Here is a 9,575-nt window from a genome sequence, read left to right as displayed (position 1 = left end):
CTTTTCTGCCTGACCCACACTACCGTCTCGCCACCTCGCGCTCCACTGCGGGGACGGGGCGCGTTCATACCATCTTTTCTTTACGAGTAAAGAAAAGTGACACCTCCATGTGCGTAAACGGCCAACCCCGTACAGCCGCGCCAGCAGCTAGAAGCAATAAAACACCCCTCCAAAAACGCCAATCTGCGCCAGCAGCCAGCAGCGCAAAAACCGCCACCTTCAAGAAACCGCTTAACTAAGCAACACAATCCCCCCCGGCAACGACCGCACCTCCAACCCCAGCGAGCGCTGCATCTGCGCAATCGCCTTATCCAGCGACCGAATCTGAAACCGCCCCGTCACATGCTTGCCCGCCACCCGCTTGTCCAACAGCACCACCCTACCCGGCCGATAGCGATTGATCTCCTCAACCACCTCGCGCAACGGTGCATCGGCAAACCGCAGGTAGCCATCGCGCCACGCCGGCATCCACGTCGGATCGACATGCACAATGCGTCCTAGCGCGGCACTATCGTAGGTGAGTTGCTGCTTGCCGCTCAGCGTCGCGATGCCCGCGGCATGCGCCACCTGCACGGTCCCCTCGACGCAAGTCACGCACACGCCGGCAGGCGTGACCCGCACTTCAAACCGGGCGCTCTGCGCAAACGCGCGCCCCGGCCCGGCGACAACCGCGAACGGCCGCGGCGCATTCAAGGTATCGACGGCGGCTTCGCCGGAGATCAGGTCGATGCCCTGCACGCGCCCCGCTCCGGAGCGCACGGCAATACTGGTGCGCGTATTCAGCTCGACGGTGACATCCTCGGCCAGCGCCAGCCGGCGTTGCTCGCCGGTCGCGGTGCGGTAGTCCGCGCGCAGCTCCTCCACGGAAGGCCACAGGCCCAGCGGTGGCTGGATGACGGCCACGGCTGCGGCGGCCGCCGCCGCGCTCATGGCGCCGCCGAGAAAGGCGCGCCGCTGCCAGTTCGGCGCGCGCCGCGCCTCGACAAAATGCGAGCTCGCCGGGTTACGCGCCACAACCAGTTCGCCCGCGTGGCCCAGTTGCTCCCAGCGCTGCCGTGCCAGGGAAAAGGCTGCCCGGTGCGCGGGATCCGCCATGCACCAGCGCCGCAGCGCAGCGCCGTCGGCCGGTGTCATCTCGCCCGCCGCCATGCGGCGCACCCAGGCAAGCGCCTGCCGCTCGATCGCGTCAAGCGTGCGTTCCGGTTGTGGCGCAGGATTCATCATTCGTATCATGGCATCAAGCGAGCCGCCACCGTGGTTTGCCTGTGGACATAGACAAGACGGTTGGGAAGCAACAGATCGGCATGCTTTTTTTCATCCATGCTTGGGGCTATGGGCCATGCAGTACTCATGGGCCCGCTTGAGCTCCAGGCCGATCAGGCGCGGCGACACGCCGAAGCGCACCGCGGCCTCCTGGTTCGACAGTTCATCGACCCGCACCGCGAGGAAGATCGCCCGCCGGCGTGGCGGCATGCTTTCGATGAGGCGTGCAACGGCCTCGACCTCGTCACGCGCCGCGACCGTTTGCGCGGGGCCGGGCGCGGGGTCGACGATCTCGGCCATGAGCGTCTCCATCTCTTCTGCGCTCATGTAGCGGCGGTCGCGCTGCAGCCGGTCCAGCGCCAGGTTGGTGGCCATGCGCATCAGGTAGGCGGCCGGGCTCTTGACCGGCTCGCCCTCCTCTTTGCGGTCTTCCAGGTGCACCCAGGTATCGTGCAGCGCATCGCTGGCGAGCTCGGCCGAGCCCAGGCGCCATGTCAGGCGGCGCTTGAGGTCGTCGTAGCGTTGCGCGAGCAGCTCGCGCAAGCTGGAGCGGCTGGAGTCGCTCATCTATCGGCTCGCCTGCCGGCCGCAGGGTGGCTGGCAAGAGCCGGAGCGGGCCGCGGCGGCGTCACAGCGCACCGGCTTGACCAGCAGCACGAATGCCTTGGCCGGATTCCCGGGCGGCTGGCCCACATCGACGTGCTCCACGGTCTCGATGATGGCCGCATCGCGTGCCTTGTCGCCGGTGGTATCCAGCAGGCGCACGTGCGCAACGCGGCCGGCCGCGTTGAGCTGCACATAAAGCGCGAGGCGATATTCCCCGAGCGCGAGTGCGGGCCGCGCGCATAGCGCCTGATAGACCTGCGACTGCACAGCGCCCTCATATTGCCGCGCGGCGCTGGCCGGGGGCTGCGCAATGGCCATGTCCGCCTGGCGCGGCGCGGGCACCAGCACGAAGGCATCGGCCGCGGCTGCCTGCACGTCCAGCCCCGTGCCCTCGAGCATCTTGCGCAGCGCGCTTTCCGGGCTGAAGGTGCCGTGGACGGCAGTCGAGGTTCGCCCCGCTGCCAGCTCGGAGGAAAAGAAGACGGACAGGCTGGTCTGCGCATCGTATTGCGCCAACGCTTGCTTGAGCGGCTGGGCCGGCAGGTCGAATGCCATCTCCACCGCGCCGCGGTTGGAGGGCTGCTGGGCGCGGATCTGCTGGCAGGCAAGGCATAGGGCCAGGACCGCCATATAGACAACCAGTACGCGCGCACCGGGGGATGCGACCAAGCGTGCCATCACGATCCAATGCCATGTGCGTTGAGGAGTCCCTGCCGCATCGGGCGCGTGGCCCAAGTGCATACTCGTGCGCATCGTAGGGATCCAATGTGACGCCGCCGTGACTGCGTGCCAGCACTGCCGTGACACGGCTCACTCCTCCTGCCCGGGACCCGGCGGCTGCCGTGTCTCGATCGCGATAAACAATCGTGCGTTGCCACGCTGGACCAGCAGCGCCACCGCGCCGTTGGCCGCGCTGGCCTCGTCGGCCAGCGCCTCGATGCTGTCGACCGGCTGGCCGTTGAGCGCGAGGATCACGTCGCCGGCGTGCATGCCGGCGCGCGACGCGGCCGCGTTCACGCGCTGCACCAGCAGGCCGCCGTCGATACGCAGCACCTGCCGCTCTTGCGCCCACAGCGGCCTGACCATCATGCCCAGCGGCGCGTGCCCGGGCGCGGCCGGGCGCGCCACCCGTGGCGCGTCGAAGCGATCGGGCCGCACCTCCAGCGCGAGCGCGGCGCGGTCCCGCCAGACGCGCAGCGGGACGGCGACGCCGGGGGCCAGGTCCGCAATGAAGATCAACGCATCGGCGGACTGCACGACGTCGCGCGCACCCACCTGCAGGATCACGTCGCCCGGCTTCATGCCGGCCCGGCTGGCGGCCCCGCCGGGCTGGACGTAGCTCACCAGCGCGCCCGCGGGCCGGGGCAGGCGGAACGAATCGGCCAGGGCTTGCGAGACCTCCTGCACCGCCACGCCGATACGCCCGCGCGTCACCACGCCCTGGCGCAGCAACTGGTCCTTGATGCGCATGGCCACATCGATGGGGATGGCGAACGACAAGCCCTGGTAGCCGCCGCTGCGGCTGTAGATGCGGGAATTGATGCCGATCACCTCGCCCTTGAGGTTGAACAGCGGGCCGCCGGAGTTGCCGGGATTGACCGGCACGTCGGTCTGCAGGAAGGGCATGTACTCGGCGCCAGGCAGCACCCTGCCCTTGGCGCTGACGATGCCGGCCGTGACCGAGTTGCTGAACCCATAGGGTGAGCCGATGGCCAGGGCCCAGCTGCCCACCTCCACGCTCGCGGCGTCGCCGATCTTCACCGTCGGCAAACCGGTGGCGTCGATCTTGAGCAGGGCGACGTCGGCAACGGCGTCCAGCCCGATCAGCCTGGCCTTGAACTCGCGCCGGTCGGTCAGCTTCACGCTGACCAGCGACCCGCGCGCGACCACGTGCGCGTTGGTGAGGATGTAGCCGTCGCCGCTGAGGATGAAGCCCGAGCCCAGGCTGGTCTCGTCGACATTGTCCTGGCCCGGCGCACGCCCGCGCAGCGGATCGGGCGATGCCTCGCGGGCCACACCAATGTTGACCACGGCGGGGCCATTCTCGCGCACCAGCCGCGAGAAATCAGGCGCGGCTCGCCATGGCGCCGCCTGCAGCGGCGCGCATCCGGCCGTGCCTGCCGCCAGCGCCAAGAACAGCACCAGCGCGGCAAAGGCCAGCGAGCGCCGCACGAAGCCGCTGCGGCGGCCCAGGTCGAAAGCCATCGCCACATCAGCTCGCTTGCGCGCCATCCAGCCCCAGCTCCAGCACCATGGGCTGGCGCATATCCGGTGGCGGCGGCTCAGGCAACGCCTTCGTCATCAGCACCGCGCGCAAGTCCGCGTCGGCCTGCGGATTGCCCAGCGAGTCGAACTCCATGCGCTCCACGCGGCCATTGGGGACAAGCCACACACGCATCACCAACGACGCGGCCGGCTGCGCGCGGGCCTGCATCCAATCCTGCAAACGCAGGGCGCTCGCGTCGGCCGGATCGCCCAGCCGCGCCTGGAACTCCGTGCTGGCCAGTTGCGCATAGCGCATCCAGTGCTGCGGGAACGGCTGCGCCGGGGCGGCGGCAGAAGACGCCGCGCCCAGGCCCAGGCCCACCAGCCGCAGCGTACGGAGCAAACGCCGCCACATTCTCTGCGGCACAGCCAGCTTGCGTGTCATTACGTGGCGGCTCCCTCTTCCAGCACAGGAGCAGCCGCAGGGGCATCCGCAGTTGCATCCGCGGTTGCATCCGATTGCGCTGGCTGGAAGTTGCGCAGATGCAGGAAGAACTGTCCCATCATCTGCGTCCACAGCTGCAGCGCCACGGTGAGATAGTCGGGGCCCACGCCGCCGGAGATCACCACGTCCATCTCAAGCACCAGGAATTCGCCGTGCTGCGCGACGCGCGCGAAGCGCTTGGCGCGATGCCAGTCGCCAAGCACCCCCTCGGGCAACGCGCCGCCTTGCACCCGCAGCGGGCAGCTCAGCGTGAAATCCAGGTACGCATCTGGCGCTACCGAGTTGCCCCAGAGGACCTGGAAGCCAACGCCATGGCTGGCGCTGTGCAGGCGCAGCACGCCGTCCTGCTCGATGGCCGTCACGGCGCAGCCGGCGGCCTTGATGGCATCGCAGACCTGCTCCGAGGTGACTGCCATCAGCAGTGCGGGCAGGCTGGCTGCCGAGGTTTCGATCTGGGTTGCGGTGGTGGTCATGGATATCCTGATGTTAAAAAGAATGGAAATTGGGATTGGGTCTGGCTTGAGGGGGCGCCTTGTGCCGCGCCCCACTCGCTTCAGTTCACTTTTTGCAGCACGGCATCCAGCGCGGCGGTGTCGATGCTGGCCGTGCCTGGCGCAACCAGCTTTGCCATATAGGCCTGCACGAGCTGCTGCTGGCGTTGCTGGCGCATGGCCGCCGCCAACTGCGGCTTGATCTCGTCGAGCGTTGCGGTGCGGCCAGCCTGCGTGTCCAGCAGCTTCATCACATGGAAGCCCGCGGCCGATTGCACCGGGTCGCTTACCTGGCCAACCTTCAGCCTGGCAACGGTGTCGCGCACTTCCGGCAGCATCTGCGCCAGTGGCAGCGTGCCGACTTCCCCGCCACGCTCGGCGCCGCGGGGATCCTGCGAGCGGCTCTTGGCGAGCGCGGCGAAATCGCCCTGGCGTGCCTGCGTGGCCAGCTTGCGGGCTTCGTCGCGCACCTTGGCCGCGGCGTCGCTGCCCTGGGCAGCCAGGAAGATCTGCGCGACGCGGTAGGTGGCGGGCACCTGGAAGTTCACCTTGCCTTCTTCATAGGCCGCCTTCACCTCGAGCTCAGACGGATAGCCTGCCGGCACCTGCGTGACCGACTCCAGGTAGGTGGAGGTGACGATCCGCGCGGCGATCTCGCGCACGGCGGCATCGACGCGCGCCTTCACCTCGGGCCGTTCCGCCCAAGCCTTGCCCTGTGCCTCGCGCAGCAGCGCTTCACTGGCCAGGCGCTGGCGCAGCCAGTTCTCGATGCCCGCGCGGTTGCTCCTGGCCGCGGCGCGGTCCGCTTCCGGCAGGCCCTGCAGCAGCCGCTCCACGTCATCCTGGCCAACGGTGACCGAGCCGGCGCGCGCTACCACCAGACCGCCTGCCGTGGCAGGCTCCGCAGCCTGCACCGGCGCTGCGCTCAGCCACGAGGCCAGCAGGACGCCGATGGCCATGCGCACGGGCGGCAGCATGGACTGGACGTGCGATTTCATTCGAATCATCTGTGTCTTACCTTTTTTCTCGGGGAGCGCGGGCAAACGCCTGTGCGGGCCGGCGGCATCGCCTTGCCCGCGCACTGGCCTGCGCTCCTCATGACATCGCAGCAACATGACAAAACACTCACGCCCCAGCAACAGCAGGCTCGGCGCCACTGCCATGCGCGGTCCGTTGCTGGCGTTGCGCGTCATGGGCGTGGCGCTTCTGCCGCGCCCGTGGCGCTCGCCGCAGCATTGACATCGGCGGCCGCCTGCGCGGGCGCGTCGGCGGCGGCCGCGGCGCCGGCCGCGAAGCGCCCTTCGTACAGCTTGTCGCCATACTCCTGCGCGATCTGCTCGAACTTCACCCGGCTCTGCGCCGCGAAGGGCTGGCGCGCGATCATCACCGTGCCCAGGCCCACCGTCTCGTAGGCGCGCAGGATCTCCTGGCCCGCTGCGTAGAGCTTCACGTTCTTGGCCTCGCACTGCGCCACCGTGGCGTGCTGCGCCTTGGCCTCCAGGGCCAGGCGCTGGCGCTCCGCCTCGGCTGCGCGCGCGAGCTTGAGCAGTTCGTCATAGGCGTTGCGGTACTGCGCAATCTGCGTGCTCGCCTTCTCGGCAACCGCCTGAGCCTGCTGTTGCGCCTGCTGGTTCCTGTCGCTCAGGCGCTCGCGCTCCTGGCGCTCGGCGGCGAGTTGCGCGCGGGCACGCTCCAGTTCCTTCTTCGTGTCGGCATCCGCGCCGGAGGGCGCGGCGCCGGCATGGGGCGCGCCGGCCTTGAGCGCGGCCAGTTCGTTCTGCGCCTGTTGCAGCTGCGTGGTGGTGATGCGCAACTGGGCGCGCAGGCGCTCTTCCATGGTCTGGGCCGGCTGGGCGTGAGCCGCTGCGCCGGCCATCGCGAAGCTGGCGGCGAGCGCCAGCGGACGCCAGGCGCCGCGCAAGCATGATGTGGATGACACGGTATCCCTCCTAGAAGCGCGTGTTGATCTCGACCTGCAAGATATCGATCGCCAGCGGCGGGCCATAGACCTCCTTGGTCGACGTCCAGCGCCCGGTCACCCACGTGTTCTTGTCGAGCGCGTACGAGCCGCCCACGTAGTAGCCGCGTGCGTTGGTGCCGCCCAGGTGGAAGGTCGAATCGTTGTAGCCGTCCGGCATGGCATCCGGCTCGATGCGCTTGTAGCCAAGCAGCATGTTCCAGTCGCCCTTGGCAAGCGTAACGGGCTTGCCCAGCGTGGCCTGGAACATGTAGGCGTTGCCGCCGCTCTTGAAGTCCGCGCGGCTGGTGCCGCCGCTGCCGCCGAAGTTATTGACGATGCCGCCGTTTGCGCGCGAGAACATGCCGCCCTCGTCGTAGGCAAGGTTGCGGATGTAGTTCGCATCCATGCGCAGGCCGAGGCTGCCCGCCACCTTGGTTTCCCAGCGGAAGTTCAGGTCCAGCAGCTGGAACTTGGAAGCTAGGCCCACGTATTGCGGCTGCGGGGTGCCGGCCGGATCCAGCGGATTGAGCGCGATATTGCGCAACAGCATCAGCGTGTTGCCCTTCTGCATGAAGGCCGGGCGCGACCAATCGGTGCTGCAGCCGTCGGCGCCGGCGTACAACGCGCAAGGCTGCGACACTTGCCCGCTGACGTTGCGGAAATCGTAGTACGCCAGCGCGCCGCGCAAGCGATTGTCGTTGTTGAGCTTCCAGCTCGCGCCGATCTGCGCACCCAGCAGCCATTTCTTTTCGCTGCTCGCCTTGTTCTGGCTGCGGCTGGGGAAGCTGTCGGAGGAGTACTCGAGCGGCACCAGGCCCAGCGTGCCAAACAGCGCGACGTCCCGGTTGGGCAACGCCTTGTCGAACTGCGCCGCCAGCCCGTCGAAGTTCAGGTCGTTCGAGAACAGCAGGTCGGACGACACGAATGGGTTGCCGAAGCGGCCGGCCGTGAGGTTGAGCCATTCCGCCGGCTTGTACGACAGCCAGCCCTGGTCGAGCCACACGTTCTTCTTGGCCAGGCCGCCGCCCAGCGTCTGGTTGGTGGACACCGGGCTGTCGTCGTTGCCGGTGGCAATGCGGATGCCGGCATGCGTGCTGTCGGAAATATCGGCCAGCACGCCGAACCTGGCGCGGGCACGCAGCAGGCTCACGCGGTTCTGCCGCGTGTTGGCCAGCGGCGGCAGCGAGAGGTTGGTGTTCGGGTTGACGTCGAAGCCACTGCCCTGGTTGATGGCCGCCCAGTCGATGGCGATGTCGCTGTTGTTGCTGGAGTAGAAGCGCGATTCGTCGCGCACGCGCACGTCGCCTTCGATGCGGATGCGCTTGGTCCATTCCGGTGTTTCGTTCGGTGCCGCCCAGCCTTCGGCCTGGGCCTGGGCCATGACCTGACCCTTGACCTCGTCGCGAATCTGGTCGCGCACGGTCTCGGAGATATAGGGCACGCGCACGTCGCCCGGCTCTACGCGCATGCCGCCGGCAGCGGCGGCCGGCGCTGCCGACGCCACGCGCTGCGCCTGCTGCTGCGCCATGGCTTCGGTCTGGGCCTGGGCAAGCAAGGCTTCGCCGGCATCTTTTTTCAGGGCGCCACTTTGCATCAGGCCACGGATCAGCTTGACCATGGTGCTATCGGCGGGCGCCGCGCTTTGCGCATAGCCCGCTCCGCTTGCGCCGAGCAGCGCGATCGCCATGGCGACGGCCAGCGCGTGGGTCTTGCGAGCCGGCTCCGCATGGCGCCGGGAGTTTGCTGGATGGTTCATCGGTTCGTTCACGAGAATGAGGTGGAATAGGTTGGGCATGCGGTGAGACATGCGGCGGCGGCCCGCTGGCCGCGTCACGGCCGGCGCCCCTTGATCGACATGCGCATCGGAAAGCGCAGCGATGCCGGCGGCCGTTCGTCGGCCCGGAAATCACGCACCATGGCCAGCACGGCTTCATCGGTCTGCGCGTTGCCGGTGCTGCGCAGCAGTTGCGCGCGCGTGGCGCGGCCGTCGGCGTCCAGCCACAGCTCGATGCGGATGTCCTCGAACGCCAGCTGCCGGGTGCGCTGGTCGCGCGCAAAGGCCTGCTGCAAGGCACCCGAGACGTAGCTCGAGTAAGACCGGCTGCCCAGCCCGCCGCCACCGCCGGTCATGCCGCCGCCGCGCCCGGCCTGGATGCCAAATGCATCCGTGCCGGCTTGCGCCGCGCCGTCGATCGTGACCGGGTCGCCGAGATCCTTCGACGGGCTTGGGGGGGCGTCGTCCTTCGGCGCTTCCTGCGGGTCCGCCGGCTTGGGTTCAGGCTCGACCACTTCCGGCTTGACCTTCTCCGGCACCGGCTCGGGCGGCTTCTCGGGCTCGGGAGGTGGCGGCGGCGGCGGTGGCAGCACCAGCATCGGCGTGGCCGCCACCTCGCGCTTGGTGCTGGCGGTGTCGGACAGCAAGCGCCAGACCAGCACGGCCAGCCCGATGATGACCAGCGCGCCGATGATCAGCCCGCCCCAGCGGCGCCACAAGGCGATGGCGCGCTGCCGGGGAGGAGGAGTTGGATCACGATGTTTCACCCGA

11 protein-coding genes are annotated in these 9,575 nt (G+C 68.6%); 1 reads left to right on the top strand and 10 read right to left on the bottom strand.

The annotated features are described in order from the left end of the window. On the top strand, nt 1-239 hold a 239-nt coding region (locus AB4061_RS13635), incomplete at its 5' end, for a hypothetical protein (RefSeq protein ID WP_441634519.1). On the opposite strand, the gene AB4061_RS13630 is transcribed toward AB4061_RS13635, so the two are convergent. The 10 genes from AB4061_RS13630 to AB4061_RS13585 all read right to left on the bottom strand — a co-directional run bounded on the left by AB4061_RS13630 (nt 232) and on the right by AB4061_RS13585 (nt 9,571). Further along, nucleotides 232-1,224: a FecR family protein gene (locus AB4061_RS13630; RefSeq protein WP_441634517.1), complete on the bottom strand. Its 993-nt coding sequence runs from the start codon at nt 1,222-1,224 to the stop codon at nt 232-234. The genes AB4061_RS13635 and AB4061_RS13630 overlap by 8 nt on opposite strands. 90 nt (nt 1,225-1,314) lie before the next feature. After that, nucleotides 1,315-1,830 carry an RNA polymerase sigma factor gene (locus tag AB4061_RS13625; RefSeq protein ID WP_150984208.1) on the bottom strand — a complete coding sequence of 172 codons (516 nt, stop codon included), beginning with the start codon at nt 1,828-1,830 and terminating at the stop codon, nt 1,315-1,317. Beyond that, on the bottom strand, nt 1,831-2,547 hold the full coding sequence (locus AB4061_RS13620; RefSeq protein ID WP_441634515.1) for an STN domain-containing protein: 717 nt from the start codon (nt 2,545-2,547) through the stop codon (nt 1,831-1,833). 132 nt (nt 2,548-2,679) lie between these two features. Next, nucleotides 2,680-4,101, bottom strand: a complete 1,422-nt coding sequence (locus tag AB4061_RS13615) for a trypsin-like peptidase domain-containing protein (protein ID WP_441634513.1) — start codon at nt 4,099-4,101, stop codon at nt 2,680-2,682. Further along, nucleotides 4,082-4,519, bottom strand: coding sequence for a YbaB/EbfC family DNA-binding protein (locus tag AB4061_RS13610; RefSeq protein ID WP_441634511.1), 438 nt, complete (start codon nt 4,517-4,519; stop codon nt 4,082-4,084). The genes AB4061_RS13615 and AB4061_RS13610 overlap by 20 nt, the downstream gene beginning before the upstream one ends. Beyond that, nucleotides 4,519-5,052, bottom strand: coding sequence for a YbjN domain-containing protein (locus AB4061_RS13605; protein WP_441634509.1), 534 nt, complete (start codon nt 5,050-5,052; stop codon nt 4,519-4,521). The genes AB4061_RS13610 and AB4061_RS13605 overlap by 1 nt, the downstream gene beginning before the upstream one ends. A gap of 80 nt (nt 5,053-5,132) precedes the next feature. Next, nucleotides 5,133-6,068 carry a peptidylprolyl isomerase gene (locus AB4061_RS13600; RefSeq protein ID WP_441634507.1) on the bottom strand — a complete coding sequence of 312 codons (936 nt, stop codon included), beginning with the start codon at nt 6,066-6,068 and terminating at the stop codon, nt 5,133-5,135. 191 nt (nt 6,069-6,259) lie between these two features. Continuing rightward, complete coding sequence (locus AB4061_RS13595) at nt 6,260-7,009, bottom strand: hypothetical protein (RefSeq protein WP_441634505.1); 750 nt, start codon at nt 7,007-7,009, stop codon at nt 6,260-6,262. Between the two features lie 10 nt (nt 7,010-7,019). Continuing rightward, a complete protein-coding gene (locus AB4061_RS13590; protein ID WP_441634503.1) occupies nt 7,020-8,786 on the bottom strand; it encodes a putative porin in 1,767 nt (588 codons plus the stop codon). A 74-nt stretch (nt 8,787-8,860) separates the two neighbouring features. Then, on the bottom strand, nt 8,861-9,571 hold the full coding sequence (locus tag AB4061_RS13585; RefSeq protein WP_441634501.1) for a TonB family protein: 711 nt from the start codon (nt 9,569-9,571) through the stop codon (nt 8,861-8,863). Between the last annotated feature and the right edge of the window lie 4 nt (nt 9,572-9,575).

It is taken from the genome of Cupriavidus sp. YAF13 (genome assembly GCF_052113425.1).
Lineage (GTDB): Bacteria > Pseudomonadota > Gammaproteobacteria > Burkholderiales > Burkholderiaceae > Cupriavidus.
The sequence above is the reverse complement of the archived record's forward strand: the minus strand, read 5'-3'. Positions and strand labels throughout refer to the sequence as shown.

Bases quoted from the DNA above. Each gene is read 5' to 3' on its own strand.
- AB4061_RS13600 (WP_441634507.1), bottom strand. From the start codon at position 6,068: ATGAAATCGCACGTCCAGTCCATGCTGCCGCCCGTGCGCATGGCCATC.
- AB4061_RS13620 (WP_441634515.1), bottom strand. From the start codon at position 2,547: ATGGCACGCTTGGTCGCATCCCCCGGTGCGCGCGTACTGGTTGTCTAT.
- AB4061_RS13605 (WP_441634509.1), bottom strand. From the start codon at position 5,052: ATGACCACCACCGCAACCCAGATCGAAACCTCGGCAGCCAGCCTGCCC.
- AB4061_RS13615 (WP_441634513.1), bottom strand. From the start codon at position 4,101: ATGGCGCGCAAGCGAGCTGATGTGGCGATGGCTTTCGACCTGGGCCGC.
- AB4061_RS13630 (WP_441634517.1), bottom strand. From the start codon at position 1,224: ATGATGAATCCTGCGCCACAACCGGAACGCACGCTTGACGCGATCGAG.
- AB4061_RS13610 (WP_441634511.1), bottom strand. From the start codon at position 4,519: ATGACACGCAAGCTGGCTGTGCCGCAGAGAATGTGGCGGCGTTTGCTC.
- AB4061_RS13590 (WP_441634503.1), bottom strand. From the start codon at position 8,786: ATGAACCATCCAGCAAACTCCCGGCGCCATGCGGAGCCGGCTCGCAAG.
- AB4061_RS13625 (WP_150984208.1), bottom strand. From the start codon at position 1,830: ATGAGCGACTCCAGCCGCTCCAGCTTGCGCGAGCTGCTCGCGCAACGC.